We start from the raw sequence: 23,440 nt of genomic DNA, 5'->3' as shown, positions 1-23,440 counted from the left end.
TTGCTGTGCTTCTGAATTTAAACATGCCATCGCACAGACCTTTTTACTACCACTTTAAGAAACCTATCCTAACGATGCATACGCATCACATAGATACTATGGTGACACTTTAGAAAATAACTTGATCGTCTTAGATGAACATCAAAATGATTTAAAAGTAACCAACCTCTTCGATCAGCTTTTACTCGCTTTAATTGAATAAACAAGGGGAACTTGCTGCTCTTTGTATAGCATTTGATAACCATGACCTTCCACCAACTCAAGCCCATCAAAGCAGTCATATGGACTAAATGGATATTCATGAACCGCTTGAAGTGACAAACCGGCTGTAATGAGCGAGTTAATGACTTCACTTAAAGGATGAGCCCAAGTCATCATAGTGGACTGTTGCCCATCACAATTTTCGGTATAAGTGCCGCCATCTTCTATATCTGGCTGATCTTGCGAAAAATAAGAATAACCTGCTGGAAGTAACTCATTAATCGGATGAAACTCCACAAGATGAAACTCGCCACCTACCTTCAACGCGCGAGCAATGGTTTGCGCCCACTTAGTCAAATCGGGCAACCAACATAAAGCCCCATAAGAGGTAAAGACCAGATCAAACTGTTCACTATTCTCATCGCCAAATTGATAGATATCGGCCTCAATAAAGGTCGCTTCCAATCCGGATCTTACTGCTAAATTTTTGGCTTGTGCTACTGCTTCAGACGATAAGTCGACGCCCGTTACCTTGGCGCCCAATCTCGCCCAAGAAAGGGTGTCCTGCCCAAAATGACACTGTAAATGAAGTAAGCTTTTACCAGCAACATTGCCGACTTGATCAAGCTCAATTGGATTAAGAGAAGATTTACCTTTCAGAAAACCTTCAACATCATAAAACTTGGATGCAACATGAAGCTTGGTTCGCTTATCCCATGCAGTTTTGTTTACCGTTAAATAATCCATAAGCCTTCCTTAAAGTTTAGCATTAACAAAACTGACCCCTGAGCACCTTTTGATAAAGGTTAAACATAAGGCTTCTTTCATCCACCTTCAATCGCTCAATAAAGCTGCCGCACTGCCACAAACCGTCATCACAAATAAAAACCATTTCAAATGATTTGGATTGGCCTTTAAAGCAAATTTAACCGCGAGGTGAGAGCCCAACATGGTGCCTGACGCTAGGATCAAACCCGGCAGCCATAAAATCTGATCGTTCCAAATGAAGACCCCCAGAGCCAACGCCGTAAAACCAAGGGTACACACCATCTTCAGCGCATTAGTGCGCACCAAATCATAGCGCAATGTGCCGGCCAAAGCGGCAATTAGAATAAACCCCACACCCGCTTGTACGAAGCCGCCATACACACCAGCGACAAACAAGGCGACCCAGGCACTTGGCTTTTGTGACACCTTAAACGGCACCGTACCTTCTGGTGGTGCAACCAAAGCAGGACGAATAATCATCAGTAAAGTCATGCCAATCATGGCACTGAGTAATAAGGGTTTTAGCCAGACTTCGGGGGCATAACTGGCCGCAAAGGCACCGACAACACCACCTAATAACGACGGCACCATAACAGGTAGGATATCAGCATTATCCAATTTCTTGGCTTTGCGAAAACCCATGGTAGCCGCAACATTCTGTAAAAAAACGCCCACTCGATTGGTAGCATTAGCAATGTCCGCCGGCATCCCCATTACCATTAAAGCGGGTAAGGTAAGGTTGGAACCGCCGCCTGCCAAGGTATTAATAATGCCCGCTATAAATCCGGTGCCAATTAACAAACTAATCGTAAACACACTGTAGTCCATACTGCATCCTTAAGAGCACTACAAAAGGGCACTTATCATATAGTGTTGTAAAAAATTAATCCTAATAAAAATACTTGTTCAGTTTTCGGTTGTTCCCATTCTGACATTAACGCTACTCTGTTCTCCATAATGAGAAAAAGAGACACCTGAGTATGCTAATCACCAACCGTCAACAAGCCGACGAATATTACCAAGCTCTGATAGAACGAGACTCAAACTATGTGGGTTGCTTCTTTGTAGGCGTTAAAACCACGTCTATTTTTTGCATTTCTACCTGCCGTGCTCGCAAGCCAAAACGTGAGAATGTTAACTTCTACACTCACTTCAAAGACGCCATGGACGCAGGTTTTCGCCCTTGTAAAGTCTGTCGTCCAACAGAAAACAGCCATCAAGCACCGCAAGAAGTCGAAGCGGCCATGAACCTAGTTAGAGACTGTACGAAAGCCAAGATCAGCGATCAACAATTACGAGAAGCAGGGATTCGGCCGATTTTTGTCCGACGCTGGTTTAATCAGCATTACGGCATGACATTCCAAGCTTTTCAGCGTATGTATCGCATCAACTTCGCTTACCATGAACTAAAAAGTGGCAAAACAGCGACTCATGCAGCCTTGGATTCAGGTTATGATTCCTTAAGTGGCTTTGGCTACACCTATAAAAAACTGTTGGGTCATTCCCCCACACTCAGCCGGGAGCAATCTGTGATTTTAATTGACCGACTTACCACCCCTATTGGCCCTATGTTCGTCTGCGCAACTGATCAAGGTATTTGCCTTCTGGAGTTCGTTGATCGCCGTATGCTGGAAACGGAATTTGAAGACTTACAACGACGTCTAAAAACCACCATCATCAATGGTGAAAATCAGCACATCATCCAATTAAAAACGGAACTAAACGAATATTTCGCTGGCCAACGTCAGCACTTCACCGTGCCTTTGCATAGCCCCGGCACCGACTTTCAAAACCAAGTGTGGCAGATCCTGCAGACCATCCCATATGGCCAAACAGCCAGTTACCAAGAACAGGCCATCAAGCTGGATAACCCCAAGGCTGTTCGAGCGGTCGCCAGAGCCAATGGCATGAATCGCATTGCTATTGTCATTCCTTGTCATAGGGTCATCGGCAAGGACGGCAGCTTAGTGGGTTATGCAGGTGGTTTAGAACGAAAAAAATGGTTACTTGAACACGAGAAGGCACACGCTTAAGTTACCTTTTGTATCTCACTGCAAGGTTTTCAGTACCCTTTTCAAGGATGCGTCATAGCAAGGTAATTTTTCAGCAAAGCTTTTTCCAGTCGCTTGAATTTCCTCTGTAATAAGGCCATTTTGTGCGCTTTTACAGCTAAAGATGGAATTCAACCATGTCTACACACATAGTTGCCGTATATGGAACGCTTCGCGAAGGCTTGTCTGATCATGGCCTAATCGCCAATTGTAAGCGCATTGGTTTGGGTTGGCTCACCGGCTTTCGTATGCACAATCTTGGAGACTTCCCTGCCATTGTCCCTACCCTAGACGAAAGTGGGCGTATCCGCGTGGAATGGTATCAGGTAGGTGATGAATTATTGGCCGAGCTGGACCAATTACAGGGCTTAGATGAAACCACCTTAAGCCATTCTATTCATACTCGCAAAAGGATCTTCACCCCTTACGGTAAAGGCTGGATTTACATTTATAATCAAACATTAGGCAATGCGCCCTATATGGAAGCGGGGGATTGGACCCGCTTCCTGAAAGAACAATCTAATCCAACACCACTACCGGCTTAGACAAGACTTGAGGAGAAGTTTGAGCCTGCAATTGCTCAATGCGTAAACGACTCTCAGTGACTTCTTTTTCACTCGTGAATAGACCAAAACGCACCACAAACTGTTTTGATTCTCCGGCCTCAATGGTCGGCACTAAACCAAGTGGTCGCTGGTAAGCACGGTTGTAGGCAAAACTGGTACCGGGTTCAATGCCAACAACATAACCCTGTTCTAATGAATCGGTATTTTTCCACACCGTTAACAAAGGCAAGGTATCGGTTGAATAACACACCTCGATGCCTTGATTTGCTTGGGCATTCTGCATCAGAGCATACGACAAGCCATCCGAGTCACTTAAAGGGCGAATATTAAACACCATTTCATCAAAGTCGGTGGTCGGCGCAGGCATTTCTGACCAGTCTTTTAAACCATTTGCAGCATAGTCATTAAAAGGCGATAACTCAGCCACAGGCACATGCAAACGCGCCCCTTTTTCTAAGATGGGTTGGGCAAAATTATTATGGTAAATGGCTTGGTACTCACGAGGATAACTTCCCTTATTGACCAATCGATCTTTGACGTCAAGATAAGCTTGATCGGGTGTCAATGACAGCTCAGTATGCAGCTCAAAATTGGTGAATTTGAAACGTTTCTCATCCACTCGACCACGCAAAGTCACTCGATACGGAGGCACTTGTTCCACTTCTAGAACCACCTCATCGGCAGGAGTATTTTGAATACGTCCATGCAAGGTTAGGAATTCATCGCCATCTTGGCCTGGATGCCCAGCCCATTGATAACCACAACGTACCAGCATTTCATTAAACCCATCTAACCAGCCAAGACCACCAGACGCTTCCTGATTAATAAAGCTAGGATGCACGACTTCTTTCACGGGAGAATCCCAGCCAAAGCGCACGCCATGACGAGTGGCTTCGAGAATTGCCATACCACGAGTCGGCACCACTCGCACCACAGTATCCCCCACCGTTAGTCGAATCACACGCGAACCCGCTTGTTTACCACCGACCAAACACGTCTGTTCTACCTGTATCGGGATCTCTTTAGGCAACCCCATTAACTCAGCGTTTAACGACAAATTTGCCACATCAACCTGCTGTTTCTGACTCAACAAAACCAGTTGAAACATTGCATTACTCCCAACGAAATTTTCCACATGCTAACGTGTGACTAAATGAATAGCCACACACGTCATACTAAAAATTTCCCGGTGCGCACTGTAAGCAAGTTAAGCCTAATTGGCGCCAGCCAGCCACCACCGCATCTCGATCATCAAGTACTAACCAAGGCTCAAAACCATCTGCTTCAATTTTTTCCAAAAGGAATTTTTTGACTTCTTCATCAGGCATACCATCGACACCATCCGGTCTTAAATAGATCCCATCAAAAGGAATATTATGTCTTTTGAGCCAAGTGATTGAGTGCTCTTCATGTGATGTTGGTCGCCCACTACAAATCAAAATATTTTGTCCCTGCTGTTTTAATATCTTGACCAAACGAAGAATATTTTCAATGACAGGCGCCTCTTTCATATGATCAAAAAATGGATCCCAATGCTTTTCTGCCCCTAATACCCAATGAGCAACTTGCTGTGGATCGAACTCAGCTAATGTGCCATCTAAATCAACAATAACCGCATTTGGACTCATACAAACGTTCCTTCAAATGAACTGATTACCCAACCACTGTCGTTTTGGTTGGGGATAAAAGAAATAGGGACCACATTGCCAATCCTCGGACAATAAGGCGTTCCGTTTATGTAATTATTCAACACTCTATAAACACCTGAATGAGCAATAATTAACGGCCATTCATACACTTCCAATACCTGGTTTAAGCCTTCTAAAATTCGCAGTTCAAATGTTCGCCACGACTCTCCCTGTTCAGGAGTTCTTTCATAAGGAAGTTGTGCTTCGATTGGCTGGCCTTCAAGTACTCCCCAGTTTCGCTCGCACAGCGCCGCTAACGGCAACAAAGACTGATCAGGAACAGCAAACTGAGCGGTCTGTTGTGTTCTTTTAAGTGTACTCGTAACCACCTGACTCCATTGGACTCTTGCCAAGGTTGGCTGAGCAGCTTTGGCCTGCTTAACCCCTAACGGACTCAATGGACTGTCTGTCGCGCCACCAATTAAATACGCTTGATTAAATGTACTCTGTGCGTGACGAGCAAAGACAAAGGGCTTTCTGATCAATATCATAGTCATACTCAATATAAGAATCCGATGAAAAACACTTTCCCAAGGCCACATGCCAAGACGCTTTATCTTTGAATTCGTGAAACAGAGGAACACATATCTGACAAGACAACATGCTACTAAGTAACTGCAAATCCTGAATACGAGGGTGAACGTTCCAACGTACAAAATCCGCTTCACCTATCGCCACCGCTTGCCTTGCATGAGCAGGTAAATGGCCTGTGTAAAGAGGAAAATAACGTTCAGCTTGGCTCAGTAGTCGCGCAGAGTCTCCCCCTAGTCCATCAGGGTCACCACACAGCAACACTTTGGCATTAGGATTAAAATCATGGCTTGGCATGCCAGCTAAAATGCGTTGGGAATCTTCAGAAATCCCCATATCAGGTCCAGATAGTGCAAGTTCAGGACTGACACAGTCATTTCCTAAACTCCAATCATCAAAGCCTATTGAAGTTAGCCAACAGGCTATTTCGAGTGCTCGACCGGTCTGCGGAACCGGCATAAGCAGTGACTCACTCCGAAGAAGGTACTGCTCTAACTTTTGCTTACTCTGTTGTAACGAATGCTCATACAAGCCATAAGATGCATCTAATAAAGCTAATTGTGCAGTAGGTGGCGGCGTAAAACGAAATAGGCTGGATTCAAGACTAAAATCACCGCTATAAAATACTCCTCCCGCTATATCGAAATGCATCCAAACACCACCAAAAGAATGCCCTGCAGAACCAGTCGTCACCTTAATGCCCGAAACTATTTGGCTACCACAAACAGATAAGTCCTTTAAGTTTAAATGATTGGGTAATTGCGGCTGAACGGCTTTCGTTGCATAAACAGGAACTTGCCCTTCTATGTCAACTAAACCACCCATATGATCTTGATGGTCATGGGAAATAAAAATGGCGTCTAAATTGTCTGGCTGTTGCCAACCCTTATCCTCATCCAGTTCGAGCGCACCACCGGCATCCAGTAAAAATCGCACTGACGTATTTTGCTCTGGTATGTCGCAGACCAGTAAGATTGCTGCCGCGGTCTTACGGCCTCCACCACTCAAAATATCTACCGATAACCTCATGATTTGCTCTCTAACGACCAAGCCTGATGCAACACCACAAAATGCGAGCTGCCCTGCATTAACGGTACATCTGAATACGCCAACAAAGCTTGTCCGTTGCTGAGTAACAATTCAATGTCATAACGTTCACCACGATAAATGCATTGTTTAACGACAACAGGTAAGCCAAACATCGAAGAATCACTGAATGTAATATCTTGTGGACGAACTAAAACATGGCTTGTCACCCCAGCACGATCACTACCCTGTAGTCTTTCATGTAATTCGTCTTGATATATATATTTTGATGGCGGCACTTCAGCAATGTTCAGGACAGAGCCTCGCCCTATGAAATTAGCAAGCCATGCGGTCTTAGGATTATTGTATATTTCTTGAGGTGTGCCCCATTGAACTAATTCTCCTTGTTTTAGCACGGCTACCTGATCAGCAAGAGACATGGCTTCGGCTTGATCATGTGTCACATAAACCATGGTCGCGCCCGTTCTTTGATGGAACGCTCTAAAGGTTTCCTCCATAGAGGATCTCAGATGCTTATCTAAATTTGCCAAAGGCTCATCGAACAAAATAACATCCGGTTCCGTGACCAAACTACGAGCTAAAGCCACACGTTGGCGCTGTCCGCCACTCAACTGTGCAGGTAGACGTTTGGCATAATCATTCAACTGAACAATGTCTAATGCTTCTGCAATCCGCTTAACTCTTTCCTTGTTATTGATTTTTTGTACTTTCAAAGGGTAACCAATGTTTTCCTCAACAGTCATGTGAGGCCACAAGGCATAGGATTGAAACACCATACCAAAGGGGCGCGCTTCCGTTGAGACATGGACTTCAACATTGGAGAGACATTGGTCGCCGTGTCGTATTTCTCCTGCCGACACATTTTCAAAGCCTGCCAACATCCTCAAAATTGTAGATTTTCCACAACCACTTGGCCCAAGCAGTGCCACAAATGCACCTGCTTCAATATTTAAACTCAAGCTATTAATGACCTTTTCTCCTTGAAAAGACTTTTGCACTTGGTCCAATACTAGTCGTGCCATGGAATCACTCCTTTTGGCAGGCGTGACGCACAAAGGTTTAATAACCCCATCACACCCGCTACTAATACAACAACCAATACCGCAATGGCCGACGCCATAACACTGTCACCACTTTCATCTAAATTAAAAATCAGTACCCCTAACGTCTCGTTTCCCGCACTCCAGAGTAGGGCTGACACTGTCAGCTCATTAATGGCAATCAGAAAGACCAACAAGCCACCAGCAAAAAAGGCGGGCGCGGTTAAAGGCAAGATAATGTCAATTAAGCGGCGAATGGACTTAGCTCCTGCCAGCTGTGCCGCTTCCTCTAAGGCCGGATCCAGTTGAGACATGGCCATCAACACGGGTTTTAAACAAACGCTTAAGAAACAGGACAAGTACGCCAGAAAGATGATGCTTAACGTACCGTAAAGAGAAATGCCAATGAAAGGTAAAGGCTTAGCAAACAACAGTATGAAAGCAATCGCGAGGACAATGCCAGGGATGGCATAGGGCACTTCAATCAAACTTGCGATCACGGAACGAAGGCGCAACGGCATGCGCATTAATAAATAGCCTAATGGTAATGATACCAACATCAGTACAAGTGCACTAAAAAACGCCAACCAAGTGCTATTTTCAAATGCTCTGAAGGTCACACTCTGACGGCTAATCATTTCTTCAAATGCAGATAAGGTAAACGTATTTAATGTTAACGGCATGCCAAGCGCAGGTACCATTGAACTGACTACCAATGCCAATAAAGGAATCACTAAAATAAAGCTCAATATGGTGGCCAATAATATTTCGAGCGGTATACGCCAGTTTTTTAATGAAAACGCGATGGAATGTGTGCTGTGCCCTAGCAGAGCATAACGACTTCGCTGCTGTAGCCATTGTTGTAATAGCATGCCCATCAGTACCAGTAAGGCAATGATCATCGATAAACCAGCGACTTGACTCAACATTTGGTTACCAAACCCTGCCATTTGCTGATAAATCAATGTCGGCAACACAATATAACCAGCTGGAATGCCTAACATGGCAGGAATACCAAAGTTTCCAAGCGAGGATACAAACGCCAATGCGCCCCCAGCGACCAAGGCGCTACGACACAAAGGAAAAATAATATCTAACCAAATTTGAAAAGAAGACGCTTTCGCCAATTGAGCGGCCTCGATCAAATCTTGAGGCAATGACACAAGTTGAGTCCGCATCGTCAAAAAAACCAAAGGCGCGCTCTGAATGCCCAACAGCAATGCAATACCATTTGCTGAGTACATGGGTTGCGGACTGCCTATAGCAGGAGCAATGCCAAAGGTATTTAACATTGGGCTTGCTGGACCGAACAGTTGCACCCAACTGAGCGCAGTCACTTGTGGTGGAATCATCATCGGCAGCATAAAAAAGAAGACCCAAATGCCGCGTCCTCTTACGTTTGTTAAGGTGACGATAAAACTAAAGCCCGCACCAAGTATGACGGCAATGAAAGCCCCTAAACCTGAGGTATAAAAACTGTTCTTTAACGCCCCCCAAGTACGCTCACTTTGCAACACTTGTGCGAGAGGTGAGGAAGCAGAAAAAGTCAATTGGCTCAGAGCTTCAAGTAATAATCGAACACTTGGTAAAACACTTAAAGACACAATGAGAATAAAAAGCCCAGTGGATAACCAACGAAGTTGGTTATCCATGTTTCCTCCGAAGACAAAACCCATTTTTATCGATGCAAACGTCATACTCATTTGCCTTCAAAGATGTCACTGAAACGCGCTTTATTTGACGCATTATTTTTAAGCGTCTGAGCTGCATCAAATGGCATTAAACGTATGTTCTCTCGTTTTGGGAATCCTGCAGGAACACCAATGCCATCAAGTGCGGGTAAATAACCTTGTTTAAGAACAAGTTCTTGGCCAACGTCAGATAACACAAAATCAACAAAACGCTTGGCAGCCTGCTTGTTCTTAGCGCCCTTCATAATCGCAACCGGCTCAGTCACCATGCTGACGCCCGTCTTTGGGAAAATAAACTCTATTGGGGAACCTTTAGCGGCTTCACGAATGGCTAAAAAATCAACAATCACCCCATACGGTTTAGTGCCTGAGGCAACGGCTTTCAACACTCCACCATTACCGCCTTGGGCGCGCACTTTGTTTTGATGAAGCTGCTCATAATAGTGCCAACCTAAAGACGGAGCTGCAGTTAAAGTTGCCAAATGAATCAAGGCAGCTCCGGAATATAACGGGCTTGGCATGGCGACCTGATTGTTATATTCAGGTTTCACTAAATCAGACCAATCAACTGGCGTCTGAGGTGCTTTTAGATGACGAACTAAACCCGTTGTAATGAGCTTAGTGCCATAGTAATAGCCCTTCGAGTTATAAAGACTTGATTCGTAGCGTTTTCGATAAGGGCTCAAGTAGGGATATAAGTAGTCATCTGCCACCATAGATTCCATTGTGACACTATCTGCGATTAACAGTACGTCTGGTTTTACCACTCCTGAAGACAATTCTGCTCGCAACTTAACCATTAACTTCGTCGTACCATCTCTAACCCAATCCACTTTGATATCAGGATTTGCCTTTTCAAAAGCATCTACCGTCATTTGAGCATCTTTGTTTGGTTGGCTGGTATACAGTGTCAAGGTATCTTGAGCTTGAACCATTAGAGGAAAGGTTAATGCAACACACATTAATAACGTTTTCTTAAGCATCATTGGAGCAACTCTCATTTTGATTAAGGAGTTGAAACAATAGCGCAATAATTTGACACTATAGTGACCAAATATTTTCGTTTAATGATGTTTTTCTTTCGTTTCGAAAGAGCTAGGGAAGGTACGAGCAAGTTCACTGGCTACGGCAACGTGGGAATCACTCTCTTTTATTCGAGGCAAGTTTCGCCTTCCAATATGAATATATTGGCAATAAGCTTAACAAAGAATAAAGAGAGCTTAGCCCACGCCCTTCGGGTCTTTCAGAAGACTTATTCGCACCTTCCCTAGGTTAATGACCAAATAAAATGCGAGCTCTCAATCAATGAACCAACGCCATCATGATATCGTTCAATGGGTTAATGCGAATGGTAGACAAAGCCTACAAACCGTCGCAGAGAAATTCAGTGTTTCAGTTCAAACCATTCGTGCGGATATTAGGCTGCTAACGGAAAAAGGCTTAATTCTTCGCAGCCATGGTGAAGTCATCCCTTTTCCACATAGAGAAAACATTAGTTTTGACCAAAGACGTATTCGTAACGCATTCGGTAAACAACACATCGCCGCACTCTGTAGAACCAAACTGGCAGATTATCAAACGATTTTTCTCGGCAGTGGCTCGAGTGTGTCTGAGGTGGCCAATCAATTAACGGGGTTACAAGGTTTGCAAGTGATGACCACAAACCTTCATGCTGCTAGAAACTTATGCGAACACCCTGATTGTGAACTGACCATCTCTGGTGGTCGGGTCCGAATGCGAGATCAAGATATTATTGGCGGTGACGCCATGCGTTTCTTTCAACATTATCGTGCGGATATTGGTATTTTTTCTGTGGCTGCCGTCAATAAAAGTGGGCAATTATTCGATTTCACAGATGAAGAGGTCATGGCAAGAGAAGCACTAATAGAGCACTGCCATTATCGAATCCTTTTAATAGACAGTACAAAGTTTGAAATGGAATCACGTTGTTTATCAGGGAAAATAAGTGATTATGATTGCGTCATCACAGACGTAGAACCTAGCGCCTCTCTTTTAAGTCAACTTCATTATCAAGGTGTTAACTTATTATTCTAGTGTCAGTATTGGCACTATGGTTGCAAGGTGAATATACTGGCACAACAACAGATTATGTTGTGTCATATTAAGAATTTGAACAGGTCGCTCTCGGCTTAGAAAAGCAAGGAACGCTGGCTCAAATTACTCCTATTCGTTGCCGTAAGCAGGTTGAGGTTACTATGAAATCCCCTATCAAGATTCGCCAGCAAATTAATATTGGCCTTATCGCTATATTACTACTTGCACTCATTAGTATTTATCTAGTCATTGAAATAAAAGTCAAACCAGACCTCACAGCTGAACGCCAACACCAAATTTCGGTTAACCAAAAAGCTTTAACGGATTTGCTCGATGCGAAATTAGAAAAAATTCAATTACTGACCAGTACCCTGGCCTTGGCGGGTGCTCAGTTGCCCAAAGAAGAAAGTCTTTTTAAGAAGCTCTTTCCCAGTATTATTAATAACCATAATGATAAAAGCATTGCCGGAGGTGGTATTTGGCCAGAGCCCTCAGCGTTTGCGAAAGGCGTGGAGCGTCGCAGCTTTTTCTGGGGTCGTGATGGTTCCAAGATGACCTATTTAGACGATTACAATGATCCGACAGGGTCAGGCTATCACAATGAGGGCTGGTATGCCGTGGGAAAAACAACCTCAGTTGATCTGTGTGCTTGGTCAGAAGCTTACATTGACCCTGTGACGCAAATTCCAATGGTAACCTGTACCATCCCAATGAAAGAGCACAACCAATTTACTGGGGTGACCACAGTTGACATGATGCTAGATGGTGTCACACAAACACTCGAGCAATATGGTAAAGAAAACCAAGGTTATGTGTTCGCAATTGACCAAACAGGGCAAGTCTTAAGCTTTCCGAAAGGACAGGCTGAGTTGGTCAAAAGTGATGGTAGCATGCTGACCAGTCAAGAGTTGGGGGAACAGCTGCCTTGGCTAAAACCGGCGTTAATCAAGGTAACAGACAAAGAAACTGTCATTTCATTAAGCCACGATAACATACTCAACGGGGCCGCCTATGTAGACCTAGTCCGTCATCCAGAAACAGGCTGGACCATTGGTCTTGTGGTGCCAAAAGCTCGCATGACAGAAATTGCCCAAAGCATGGGACTCTTCCTAATGCTAGTCATTGGTGCATTATTAATTGTCGTCAGTCTCATCGCTGGCACCTTCTTTAGAAGTTTATTAAGTAAGATCAACCAGACCAAAGCGCAAATTCAAGAATTAGCGGATGGCGGCAGTAGCCAAGCACTGACCGTTGGCAAACTCAATGAACTGGGTGAACTACGTCAAGCCGTTAATGCATATGGTGATAAGCTCAAACAACTATTGGCTCAAATTCACATTGAATCGGCCAACTTAGTGAAAGATGCCGGAAGTTTAAATGACTTTAGTAACAATTTTCTCGCTAAAGCCAATAGTTTAAGTGACGAAAATACGACCTTAGCGGCTGCCACAGAAGAGCTAGGGGCGACTTCTCACGATGTTGCCATGTACGCCAATGAAACAAAAGAAACAGTCGAACGCATTCACCAAGATGTGCGCAGCAGCGGCGAAGAAATGAATACTGTCATCACCACCATGCGCAGCTTAATGACTGCCATGACCAATGCTCAAAACAGCATATTAAAACTGGATGATGACAGTCGTCAGGCAAATGGTATGTTGAGTGTGATCCGTGACATTGCAGAGCAAACCAATTTACTGGCTCTAAACGCGGCCATTGAAGCGGCTCGTGCTGGAGAAACGGGTCGAGGTTTCGCCGTCGTGGCGGATGAGGTGCGTAACCTAGCTGCGAAAAGTGAAAGCTCTGCCGTGGAAATAGAACAAGTCTTAAGCCGCTTACAAGTGACGTCAAAACAATCCGTCAGTGCTATGGAGCTAGGGCACAACGAGACCGAAAGAGCGGTTGTTACCGCTGAATCTACCGCTACTCATTTACAACAAGTGGTGAGTGCGTTCTCACAAATTACCGACCAAGCCACTCAAATTTCCGTGGCGGCCAGTGAACAACAAAAAGTGTCGCAAGAGTTAAGTATGTTTGTCGCGAGACTTCAGGAATTAACCGGCAGTAATGCCGCAGACTCCAGTCAGCTTAGTAGCATGAGTCAGGAAATTGATGCCATTGCGAAACGTCTCGATACGTTAAAATAAAAGCGCTTAACAAGTGATTTAGATCCGGCCCCATGCGCGCTACCTTAGGTTCATGGGGCTTTTCACGCTAAAATACAAGTCACAAATACGGCCAAAACTTCGCCACAATGCGATGCAGCCAATTATCATAAGGTGGCGCAATGAGAGTCACCAAATTCACACCCGACTTTCGCAAAACCGCTTTATTATGTGAAAAGGTTCGAAAGCCCTCTTCCGCATGATAGGCACCCATTCCTGAATCACCTACTCCACCAAAAGGCAAATCAGACTGAGCCACGTGAATCAAAGCATGATTGATCACCAAACCGCCGCTAGCAATGCCTTGTTCACAACCTTGTTCGTCTTCTTTGTGTTGTGTAAATAAATACATAGCCAAAGGACGAGGACGTTGCTGAATGTATTTAAACGCTTCGTCTATGGCCTGGTAAGTTTGTATAGGCAATATCGGCCCAAAGATTTCATCTTGCATCACCATGAGTTCATCCTCAGCCTCATGCAGAACATGCAGCGCGAGCTTTCCTTCTATGGTGTCTGGCCCTTGTGGTAAAAGATTGTCACATTGGACCCCAGACGCTTTCGCCTCTTCTAGGTAGCCTTGCAAACGCTCGAGCTGTCGATCATTGATAATGCTGGTGTAATCTGGACTGGCAATGCCTTGCGGATATTGATCTGCTAATACCTGTTTAATGTGCTCAATCAACTCGGATTTTTGTGACTCATGGCACAACACATAATCCGGTGCGACACAGGTTTGCCCTGCATTCATTAGCTTAGCAAACACCAATTTTTTCGCGGTATCCGCCAAATCGGCCGATGGCGCTATCAAGAGAGGCGACTTACCGCCCAATTCCAATGTGACTGGCGTAAGATGTTGAGCGGCATTTTTCATGACAATTCGACCAACATTGGTCGAGCCCGTAAACAGCAAGTGGTCAAATGCCAATTGGCTAAATTGATTGGCAATATTCGCCTCACCTTCAATCACTTCGACCCATTCATCACCGAAAGCGGTTTGCACAATTTGACCTAATACTTTGTTGGTCGCCGGACAAAACTCAGATACCTTCAACATCACTCGATTACCTGCCGCGATGGCGCCAACGATAGGGCCAAGAGATAACAACACAGGGTAATTCCAAGGCGCAATGACCCCAACCAACCCTTTAGGCTGATAAAACACCTTACCACTGGCAGGCAAACTGGTAATGTGCAGAGCCCGTCGAGTGGGCTTCATCCATTTATGTAGATGCTTTAAAGCGTGTTTAATTTCACCAAATAGCGGCACCAACTCAATCAAGCGCGACTCTGCATGGGCACGGCATCCAAAGTCTTGCTGTAATGCCGCCAACAATGGTATTTCATACTCTAATATGGCCGTCTTTAGTCCCAATAATAGCTGTCGTCGAGCCTCTTCAGAAGGATAAGGCTTCGTTCGAGTCACCGATTTTAAACGAGAGAAAGCCGAGTTAAGTTGCGCTTCCGAATCAATAGGTGTACTGGTCATGTTGGCCTCGAATGGTTTATAAGTTTTATTGTTAATCCAAACTCACCTGACAAAAAAACATTGACCATTAATTGATCAATATCGTTTCCTAACCCACGGCGGTTGGCTACACTGTACTGTAATCTACCAAGAATAAGAGCAAGGAGCGTATTATGGCAACCATACTCTGCTACGGCGATTCTCTCACTTGGGGCAGCGTACCAAACGGCGGACGTTATCCTAAACATTTACGCTGGCCATCCGTGCTAAATACTTTACTTGGTTCACAACACCAAGTGATTAATTTTGGCTTACCTGGACGAACGACAATTTGGAACGACCCCTTTTTAGAAGGGCGTAACGGCTTAGCCTATCTGCAAGCGGCATTGGAAACCTTCGGGCCTGTCGACCTGCTGATCATCATGCTAGGGACCAATGATTTAAAGCGTCATTTCAATGTTGGGGCCTACGAAGCAGCAAAAGGTGTTGAAAAACTGATCCAAAAGTCAAGAATGCCAAGTGACCACGGATTTCCAAGTCCAAACTTATTGGTCATTGCGCCACCAAATATTTTATCCCCAAAAGGAGCAATGTCAGAAAGTTTCAGTGGTGCAACCGAAAAATCCCAATACTTTCATCAACATTACCAAGATATTACCTCACAAAATCAATGTCTCTTCTTAAATTCAGCTGGTGTATTACAACCCAGTGATGTCGATGGCGTACACCTAGATACGCAAGGAAATGAACAACTTGCAAAAGCTATTTTTGAATTGATTAGCGACAAAATAAGTTTTTAATTCATTGTTTTTAAAGAGTTTTAAACAAATTCAATCTAACTGATTGGTTTCTTTATCGCCCACTTCCTCCGTAACGGATAGGGAAGTTGACTGAAATTAATTAGGGATTAGATCTTGACAAAACCACAGCCCTATTCGCAATAGTGATGAAAAGTGAATTTTTGTACGAAATATGCACGATTATCCGCTCTTTTTTCGATTTAGATGAAAGAATCCGTCATCCCTTAATTTCTTTCACAAAGTTATCCACAAGGTGTGGTGCGCTAATCTTGTGCTTCAAATAAACCGATAAAACCCAATAATACTGTCTGTATGTCAGAATTTAGTGCATTTTGTACCTCAATTTTTCGGATTTTCGACGTATGATACAAACTACATTTGCTAGAAAAAGGACGTTGAATATGAAGGTTAGCTTCATTGGACTCGGTACCATGGGATTTCCAATGGCCGGACATTTAAGTAAGGCAGGTCATTCGGTTGTGGTTTACAACCGTTCAGTCGAAAAGGCGCAATTATGGTGCGATTCTTTTGTCGGATCCTATGCAGACACACCAGCAGATGCAGCACAAGATGCTGACATTGTGCTCACCTGTGTTGGCAATGACAACGACCTTAAAGCCGTTTACTTAGGTCAGAATGGTGCCTTTCAGCAGGCCAAACCTGGCACCTTATTCATTGACCACACGACCGCTTCAGCTGAGGTTGCTAAAGAACTGCATCAAGCTGCTAATGAAAAAGGGTATGACTTTATGGATGCGCCTGTGTCCGGCGGTCAAGCGGGCGCCGAAAATGGTGTGTTGACGGTTATGATAGGAGGCGAGCCCGCTCACCTAGAAAAAGCCAAGCCAGTTTTAGACTCTTATGCCAAAGCCACCAGTCTAATGGGCGATGTGGGTCAAGGCCAAGTGGCCAAGATGGTGAATCAAATTCTCATTGCTGGTGTTTTATCAGGGCTCTCTGAAGGCATTCGTTTTGCCCAACAAGCTGGATTGGACATAGCAACCTTAGTCGATACTCTCAAACACGGCGCCGCCGGCTCTTGGCAATTAGAAAACCGTGGGGAAACCATGGCCAACGATGAATTTGATTTTGGCTTTGCCATTGAATGGATGCATAAAGACCTTGGACTTTGCTTGGCGCAGGCAGAAAAAATGGGACTGAGCTTACCACTGACGCTAGAAGTCGACGAAAAATATCAGCAACTAATCAAGGCAGGTCGTGGCCGCCAAGACACTTCAGTTTTAATAAAAGCGCTTGATTAAAACGCTTTCCCTTTCCTGAGCTAGAGAGGCTATACCTCTCTGGCAAGGTTCGAAGCTAACCGCCTCTTTATGCATATTTTGATGGCCTTTGCCTATCACTTTTCTCAACTGACGAAATGAATTTACACTTTTTTTGCCTTTTTCAGTTTCAGCGCTTTAGTGCGTCAAGCCAGAAACAACAAGCCTTTCCCCTTATTATCGAAAATCTCTATTCATTAGACGTATAGGTCATATCGTTATTTCGATTGGTCATTGCTCATTGCTTCAGTACTCTTCAATAACGCTGTTGTGACTGTCTGCTCAGCAGACTTGTCATATGGCTAAAGGGGGCTCAAGGATGAGGCAGAACAGCCCCATTTAAACTTGGAGTTTAAATGGGGCTTGTTTTATCAATGAGAAGGCTCTTTCCCACCTGATCACAAAAGTAACGAATACCTTAGTTCGACTTCCCACGTGCAGAGCACGAATATAATTATGTTAATGGAGAGTTCAAATGAAAAAAGGGCTAGCAAAACTAACGCTCGCGCTGATGACCGCCGGTGCCATTAGTACTACAGCTCATGCAGCTACTACTTTGGTTTACTGCTCAGAAGGCAGTCCTGAAGGCTTTAACCCTGCTTTTTATACGGCTGGTACGACGTTTGATGCGACATCTAAAAACATGTTCAACCGCTTGATGGAGTTCAAACTCGGTACCACGGAAACTGAGCCGGGCTTGGCAACCAGCTACGATGTTTCTGCTGATGGCCTTGAGTACACTTTCCATTTGCGTAAAGGTGTGAAGTTCCATTCTTCTAAATCGTTCAAACCGACACGTGATTTTAACGCAGACGATGTGGTCTTTACATTTGACCGTCAATGGAACAAAAATAACCCATATCACAGTGTTTCCGGTGGATCATACGAATACTTCAACGGTATGGGCATGGGCGACCTAATCAAAGACATAGTGAAAGTAGATGACTACACTGTGACGTTTGTTCTGAATCATCCAGAAGCACCTTTCATTGCCAACTTGGCGATGGACTTTGCCTCTATCTTCTCGAAAGAACAAGCTGATTACCTAATGAAGAAAGGCACACCAGAGCAGCTTGATATCAACCCGGTTGCAACAGGTCCGTTCCAGAAAGTTCAATATCAGAAAGACTCTTTGATTCGCTACACAGCCTTTAAAGATTACTGGAAAGGCAAAGCCAAAGTCGATCGTTTAGTGTTCTCTATCACACCAGATGCTTCCGTTCGCTATGCAAAATTGAAAGCCGGTGAGTGTGATGTGATGCCGTACCCAAATCCTGCAGATCTTGAGCAAATGGATCAGGACCCGAACATCAATCTAATGAGTCAAGAAGGTCTAAACGTGGGTTATCTAGCCTTCAATACGAAGAAGAAACCATTTGATGACATTCGAGTCCGCCAAGCCCTTAACCTAGCGACGGACAAGAGCGCCATCATTGATGCGGTTTTCCAAGGTGCAGGTAAGGCCGCTAAAAACCCTATTCCACCCACCATGTGGTCTTACAACAACAATGTTGTAGATTACCCATATGACCCTGTTAAAGCGAAAAAGCTATTAGCAGAAGCGGGTTATCCAGATGGCTTCTCAACCAATATTTGGGCAATGCCAGTACAGCGTCCTTACAACCCAAATGCCCGTCGTATGGCGGAAATCATGCAAGAAGACTGGTCAAAAGTCGGTGTTAAAGCTGAGATCGTTTCTTATGAGTGGGGTGAATATCTAAACCGTTCTAAGAAAGGTGAGCACGAAACAGTACTATTGGGTTGGACAGGTGATAACGGTGACCCAGATAACTTCCTATACGTTTTGTTGGGGTGTGATGCTGTAGGAGGTTCAAACCGTGCACAATGGTGTAACAAAGAGTTCAACGACTTACTGTTGGCTGCAAAACGGACTTCTGACAAAGCTGAACGTACCAAGGATTACGAACAAGCCCAAGTTGTCTTCAAGCGCGAAGCACCTTGGATTACGTTGGCACACTCTGTTGTCTATGAACCAATCAGCAAAGACGTTAAAGGTTATAAAATAGACCCTCTTGGCGGTCATTACTTCTATAACGTTAGCAAATAAATTGTCCTAGCCTGGACAAAATGATGCCTGCTTGTTGATGAGGGAAAGTCAGCAAGTAGGCATTCTGTTGAGCGAGTGAGTCCTCGATCAATTCGTACCCCGAGAGAGCCCATCCTATTATGTTCCAGTTTATTTTTCGCCGTTTAAGTCTGGTCGTGCCTACCTTTATTGGCATCACCTTACTGACTTTCACGCTGATTCGCCTGATCCCTGGTGACCCTATCGAAGTCATGGCAGGTGAACGTGGTGTTAGTGCAGAGCGCCATGCCGAGTTAAGCGCTCAGTTAGGCTTTGACCAGCCAATTTACATTCAATACTTTCACTATGTAACAGGTGTTTTGCAAGGTGACTTGGGCAACTCCTTAATCACCAAAGAGCCCGTTATGCAAGAGTTTCTAACCCTCTTTCCAGCGACAATAGAACTTGCCATATGCGCGGTACTGTTTTCAATCTTAGTCGGCTTACCTGCAGGTATCTTCGCGGCGGTCAAACGGGGGACGGTTTTAGATCACTCTGTTATGACTTTTTCCTTAACCGGTTATTCTATGCCTGTTTTTTGGTGGGCCTTGCTCCTAATGCTGGTGTTTTCAGTTAACCTTGGATGGACACCCGTATCAGGACGAATTGATGTGGTCTATTGGATCGATGATGTCACCGGATTTATGCTCATTGATACGTTACTTTCCGATGAAGTAGGCGCATTCCGCTCCGCTGCCGCACATTTGATTCTGCCCAGCATTGTACTTGGCACCATTCCAATGGCGGTTATCGCTCGTATGACACGCTCTTCCATGTTAGAAGTCCTCAGTGAAGACTACATTCGGACTGCACGAGCCAAAGGCATCGCTCCTTGGCGCGTTATCATCATCCATGCCTTACGTAATGCTCTGATCCCTGTGATTACCGTGATTGGTCTGCAAGTTGGTATCTTGCTGTCCGGGGCCATTCTCACTGAAACCGTGTTTGCTTGGCCTGGTATTGGTAAATGGTTAATTGAGTCCATCGGACGTCGAGACTACCCAGTGGTACAAGGCGGTATCTTAATTGTGGCTTGTATCATCATAGTGGTGAATCTATTAGTCGACATTGCCTATGGCATTGTTAATCCTCGCATTAGACACAGTAAATAAAAGGGCGCCGATTTATGTCTTCTCAAACCATTACTGCGCCATTACCGAAAACACCACTGCAAGAATTTTGGTATTATTTCAGTACAAATAAAGGCGCTGTGGCGGGCCTTGGTTTTATTGTGCTGATTGTTTTTATGGCCATTTTTGCCGATTTTGTCGCACCACATTCTCCGTCACAACAATATCGTGATGCACTCCTTTTACCTCCAGCATGGTTACAAGGAGGTAACTGGTCCTTCATTTTGGGAACAGATGATGTGGGCCGAGACATTCTGTCTCGCTTAATTCACGGCTCTCGTTTGTCTATCTCAGTGGGTATTGTCGCCGTGACCGCATCACTCATCATGGGAATATTACTCGGACTCATTGCCGGCTACTTCAAAGGTGTGATCGACACGATAATCATGCGCATTGTTGATATCATGTTGGCAATGCCAAGCTTGCTACTGGCGATTGCAATTGTGGCCATCTTAGGACCGAGCATCATCAATGCCGCATTAGCCATCTCCATTGTTTCCTTACCGCATTATGTTCGTTTGACTCGAGCTGCCACCATGGCGGAAATGTCAAAAGACTATGTCACTTCCTCACGCGTTATCGGTGCAGGGCCGCTTAGATTGATGTTTATTTGTATTCTTCCAAACTGTCTGGCGCCTCTAATCGTTCAGGCGACACTAGGCTTTTCCAGTGCCATTCTCGACATGGCAGCCTTAGGCTTCCTAGGGTTAGGCGCTCAACCACCAACACCAGAGTGGGGCTCAATGCTGTCCGATGCATTGCAATTCGTACAACGCGCTTGGTGGGTTGTCACCTTTCCCGGTTTGATGATCCTCATTACCGTTCTGGCATTTAACTTAATGGGCGACGGTTTACGTGATGCCCTTGACCCTAAGTTAAAGCAATAGGAGAGGCCAAATGTCATTATTAGAACTCAATAATTTAAGCGTCCAATTTGGTCCTTTCCAAGCCGTCGATAAGATCAGCTATCAAGTGGAGGAAGGCGAAGTACTTGGTATAGTGGGCGAGTCCGGTTCCGGAAAAAGTGTCAGTTCTCTTTCCATTATGGGACTGATCGATTATCCAGGTAACGTCAGCGCAGAACGCCTGTCTTTCAATGGACAAGATCTACAGGCCATGCCTGAAAAACAACGTCGTAAGCTAACTGGCTCAGACATTGCGATGATATTCCAAGATCCAATGACCAGCTTAAACCCATGTTTTACCGTGGGTTATCAAATCATCGAAGCTTTGAAAACACACCAAGGTGGTAGTAAAAAAGAACTTAAAACTCGGGCTGTTGAATTGCTGACACAAGTGGGGATACCTGCCCCTGAATCCCGTTTAGACAATTACCCCCACCAGCTATCCGGCGGGATGAGTCAGCGTGTGATGATTGCCATTGCGATTGCATGTGACCCTAAGCTATTAATTGCTGATGAGCCCACCACGGCATTAGACGTCACCATCCAAGCTCAAATCATCGACTTGTTGATCGAGCTACAACGTAAACAAAGAATGGGCTTAGTACTCATTACCCATGATCTTGCCTTGGTTGCCGAAGTGGCTGATCGAGTGATTGTGATGTACGCCGGTCAAATCGTCGAATCAGGTCCAGCAGCGGAAGTCTTTGCGACGCCTAAGCACCCTTATACCCAGGCCTTACTGGCCTCTTTACCTGAGTCTGCGGCCGGTAAATCTCGGCTTGATGCTTTATCTGGTGTAGTCCCAGGGCAATATGATAGACCCCTCGGCTGTTTGCTCAGCCCTCGTTGTCCTTATGCCACAGAGCAATGCCGTCAAGTAGAACCGGATAACCAAGGCGACCTGCATCGTCAGGTAAAATGCCACACACCTTTAGATACAGAAGGGAGACCTGTCGCATGAGTAGCAACAATTTAATTCTCGACGCTCAAGCGCTGAAGCAGCACTATCATGTTAAGCAAGGAATCTTTAAACCCGACGCGGTTGTGAAAGCTGTAGATGGCATCAGTTTTCAGTTGGAGAAGGGGAAGACCCTTGCCATAGTTGGCGAATCGGGCTGTGGCAAATCCACATTAGGCCGCATGTTAACCATGATAGAAACACCGACTTCAGGCCGCCTTGAACATTTAGGAGAAGATCTATTAAGTCTCAGTAAAGCCGCGCAAGCGACGTTACGGCAGAAAATTCAAATTATCTTCCAGAATCCTTACGGATCTCTAAACCCACGCAAAAAAATTGGCAGCATCTTAGAAGAACCGCTAGTCATTAACAGCCAACTTTCTAAAGCCGAACGCAAAGCAAAAGCGCTTAGTATCATGGCAAAAGTGGGGCTAAAGACGGAACATTATGATCGTTACCCACACATGTTTTCTGGGGGGCAACGTCAACGTATCGCCATTGCTCGAGGCCTGATGTTAGACCCAAGCATCATTGTCGCCGATGAGCCTGTCTCCGCCTTGGACGTTTCAGTACAGGCGCAAGTGCTTAACCTAATGATGGATCTGCAAACTGAACTGGGGTTAAGCTATGTCTTTATCTCTCACGACTTATCTGTGGTCGAACACATTGCCGATAACGTGATGGTAATGTATTTAGGCAAAGTCGTCGAACAAGGTTCGAAAGAAGACCTTTTCAATAACCCTAAGCATCCATATACCTTAGCGCTACTGTCCAGTACGCCACAATTGTCTCCAGACAAGCGCCGTCAACGCATTAAATTGCAAGGGGAATTGCCCTCGCCACTGAACCCACCTTCTGGCTGTGCTTTCCATGGTCGTTGTCAATATGCAAATGAACGTTGCCATCAGGAAGTGCCAGAACTTCGAGATGATCAAACAGGTCATTTGATTGCCTGTCATGCTGTCGAAGAGCAACGTATTGAATTCAGTCATGCGGTATAGCTTGGCTTAGCA

General features: G+C 44.9%; 21 protein-coding genes. 11 read left to right on the top strand and 10 right to left on the bottom strand.

Features of this window, described 5'->3' with window-relative positions; translation table 11 throughout:
• Positions 1 to 174 precede the first annotated feature (174 nt).
• Both MAR181_RS00515 and MAR181_RS00510 read right to left on the bottom strand, forming a co-directional pair.
• Positions 175 to 948 carry a class I SAM-dependent methyltransferase gene (locus MAR181_RS00515; RefSeq protein ID WP_013794648.1) on the bottom strand — a complete coding sequence of 258 codons (774 nt, stop codon included), beginning with the start codon at positions 946 to 948 and terminating at the stop codon, positions 175 to 177.
• Positions 949 to 1,035: 87 nt separating this feature from the next.
• Positions 1,036 to 1,797 carry a sulfite exporter TauE/SafE family protein gene (locus tag MAR181_RS00510; protein ID WP_013794647.1) on the bottom strand — a complete coding sequence of 254 codons (762 nt, stop codon included), beginning with the start codon at positions 1,795 to 1,797 and terminating at the stop codon, positions 1,036 to 1,038.
• Positions 1,798 to 1,949: 152 nt separating this feature from the next.
• On the opposite strand from MAR181_RS00510, the gene MAR181_RS00505 reads away from it, so the two are divergent.
• Together MAR181_RS00505 and MAR181_RS00500 are read left to right on the top strand one after the other, a co-directional pair.
• Positions 1,950 to 3,002 carry a bifunctional transcriptional activator/DNA repair enzyme AdaA gene (locus tag MAR181_RS00505; RefSeq protein ID WP_013794646.1) on the top strand — a complete coding sequence of 351 codons (1,053 nt, stop codon included), beginning with the start codon at positions 1,950 to 1,952 and terminating at the stop codon, positions 3,000 to 3,002.
• 155 nt (positions 3,003 to 3,157) lie between these two features.
• On the top strand, positions 3,158 to 3,565 hold the full coding sequence (locus tag MAR181_RS00500) for a gamma-glutamylcyclotransferase family protein (RefSeq protein WP_013794645.1): 408 nt from the start codon (positions 3,158 to 3,160) through the stop codon (positions 3,563 to 3,565).
• Here the strand turns inward: MAR181_RS00500 and MAR181_RS00495 are convergent.
• From MAR181_RS00495 to MAR181_RS00465, 7 genes are all read right to left on the bottom strand, one after another.
• Entirely contained in the window at positions 3,540 to 4,694 is a 1,155-nt protein-coding gene (locus tag MAR181_RS00495) for an aldose 1-epimerase family protein (RefSeq protein WP_013794644.1), read from the bottom strand. The genes MAR181_RS00500 and MAR181_RS00495 overlap by 26 nt on opposite strands.
• Before the next feature lie 67 nt (positions 4,695 to 4,761).
• A complete protein-coding gene (locus MAR181_RS00490; protein ID WP_013794643.1) occupies positions 4,762 to 5,214 on the bottom strand; it encodes a phosphatase domain-containing protein in 453 nt (150 codons plus the stop codon).
• The gene (locus tag MAR181_RS00485) at positions 5,211 to 5,765 is read right to left on the bottom strand and encodes a histidine phosphatase family protein (protein ID WP_013794642.1); all 555 of its coding nucleotides are present in this window, start codon (positions 5,763 to 5,765) and stop codon (positions 5,211 to 5,213) included. Before MAR181_RS00485 ends, MAR181_RS00490 begins: the two co-directional genes overlap by 4 nt.
• The gene (locus MAR181_RS00480) at positions 5,710 to 6,834 is read right to left on the bottom strand and encodes an MBL fold metallo-hydrolase (RefSeq protein ID WP_013794641.1); all 1,125 of its coding nucleotides are present in this window, start codon (positions 6,832 to 6,834) and stop codon (positions 5,710 to 5,712) included. The genes MAR181_RS00485 and MAR181_RS00480 overlap by 56 nt, the downstream gene beginning before the upstream one ends.
• Positions 6,831 to 7,874, bottom strand: coding sequence for an ABC transporter ATP-binding protein (locus MAR181_RS00475; protein WP_013794640.1), 1,044 nt, complete (start codon positions 7,872 to 7,874; stop codon positions 6,831 to 6,833). The genes MAR181_RS00480 and MAR181_RS00475 overlap by 4 nt, the downstream gene beginning before the upstream one ends.
• Positions 7,862 to 9,544 carry an ABC transporter permease gene (locus MAR181_RS00470; protein WP_013794639.1) on the bottom strand — a complete coding sequence of 561 codons (1,683 nt, stop codon included), beginning with the start codon at positions 9,542 to 9,544 and terminating at the stop codon, positions 7,862 to 7,864. The genes MAR181_RS00475 and MAR181_RS00470 overlap by 13 nt, the downstream gene beginning before the upstream one ends.
• A gap of 47 nt (positions 9,545 to 9,591) precedes the next feature.
• Positions 9,592 to 10,566, bottom strand: a complete 975-nt coding sequence (locus MAR181_RS00465; protein WP_041651477.1) for an ABC transporter substrate-binding protein — start codon at positions 10,564 to 10,566, stop codon at positions 9,592 to 9,594.
• 322 nt (positions 10,567 to 10,888) lie between these two features.
• Between MAR181_RS00465 and MAR181_RS00460 the strand changes: the two genes are divergently transcribed.
• Together MAR181_RS00460 and MAR181_RS00455 are read left to right on the top strand one after the other, a co-directional pair.
• The gene (locus tag MAR181_RS00460) at positions 10,889 to 11,638 is read left to right on the top strand and encodes a DeoR/GlpR family DNA-binding transcription regulator (RefSeq protein WP_013794637.1); all 750 of its coding nucleotides are present in this window, start codon (positions 10,889 to 10,891) and stop codon (positions 11,636 to 11,638) included.
• A gap of 161 nt (positions 11,639 to 11,799) precedes the next feature.
• Complete coding sequence (locus MAR181_RS00455; RefSeq protein ID WP_013794636.1) at positions 11,800 to 13,785, top strand: methyl-accepting chemotaxis protein; 1,986 nt, start codon at positions 11,800 to 11,802, stop codon at positions 13,783 to 13,785.
• Between the two features lie 79 nt (positions 13,786 to 13,864).
• Here the strand turns inward: MAR181_RS00455 and MAR181_RS00450 are convergent, their stop codons facing one another.
• Positions 13,865 to 15,289: a coniferyl aldehyde dehydrogenase gene (locus tag MAR181_RS00450; protein ID WP_013794635.1), complete on the bottom strand. Its 1,425-nt coding sequence runs from the start codon at positions 15,287 to 15,289 to the stop codon at positions 13,865 to 13,867.
• A 152-nt stretch (positions 15,290 to 15,441) separates the two neighbouring features.
• Here MAR181_RS00450 and MAR181_RS00445 point away from each other — a divergent pair, with 152 nt between their 5' ends.
• The 7 genes from MAR181_RS00445 (at position 15,442) to MAR181_RS00415 (ending at position 23,428) form a co-directional block, all read left to right on the top strand.
• Positions 15,442 to 16,068, top strand: a complete 627-nt coding sequence (locus MAR181_RS00445) for an SGNH/GDSL hydrolase family protein (RefSeq protein WP_013794634.1) — start codon at positions 15,442 to 15,444, stop codon at positions 16,066 to 16,068.
• 362 nt (positions 16,069 to 16,430) lie between these two features.
• Entirely contained in the window at positions 16,431 to 17,330 is a 900-nt protein-coding gene (locus tag MAR181_RS00440) for an NAD(P)-binding domain-containing protein (RefSeq protein WP_144011182.1), read from the top strand.
• Between the two features lie 493 nt (positions 17,331 to 17,823).
• Entirely contained in the window at positions 17,824 to 19,416 is a 1,593-nt protein-coding gene (locus tag MAR181_RS00435) for an ABC transporter substrate-binding protein (protein WP_013794632.1), read from the top strand.
• Between the two features lie 119 nt (positions 19,417 to 19,535).
• On the top strand, positions 19,536 to 20,546 hold the full coding sequence (locus MAR181_RS00430) for an ABC transporter permease subunit (RefSeq protein ID WP_013794631.1): 1,011 nt from the start codon (positions 19,536 to 19,538) through the stop codon (positions 20,544 to 20,546).
• A 14-nt stretch (positions 20,547 to 20,560) separates the two neighbouring features.
• Complete coding sequence (dppC, locus tag MAR181_RS00425; protein ID WP_013794630.1) at positions 20,561 to 21,451, top strand: dipeptide ABC transporter permease DppC; 891 nt, start codon at positions 20,561 to 20,563, stop codon at positions 21,449 to 21,451.
• Positions 21,452 to 21,461: 10 nt separating this feature from the next.
• The gene (dppD, locus tag MAR181_RS00420; RefSeq protein ID WP_013794629.1) at positions 21,462 to 22,430 is read left to right on the top strand and encodes a dipeptide ABC transporter ATP-binding protein; all 969 of its coding nucleotides are present in this window, start codon (positions 21,462 to 21,464) and stop codon (positions 22,428 to 22,430) included.
• Entirely contained in the window at positions 22,427 to 23,428 is a 1,002-nt protein-coding gene (locus MAR181_RS00415) for a peptide ABC transporter ATP-binding protein (RefSeq protein ID WP_013794628.1), read from the top strand. Before dppD ends, MAR181_RS00415 begins: the two co-directional genes overlap by 4 nt.
• The last annotated feature ends 12 nt before the right edge of the window (positions 23,429 to 23,440 follow it).

This window comes from Marinomonas posidonica IVIA-Po-181 (assembly GCF_000214215.1).
Classification (GTDB): Bacteria; Pseudomonadota; Gammaproteobacteria; order Pseudomonadales; family Marinomonadaceae; genus Marinomonas; species Marinomonas posidonica.
Note: the sequence above shows the minus strand (reverse complement) of the source record. Positions and strands in the feature narration are given on the sequence as shown.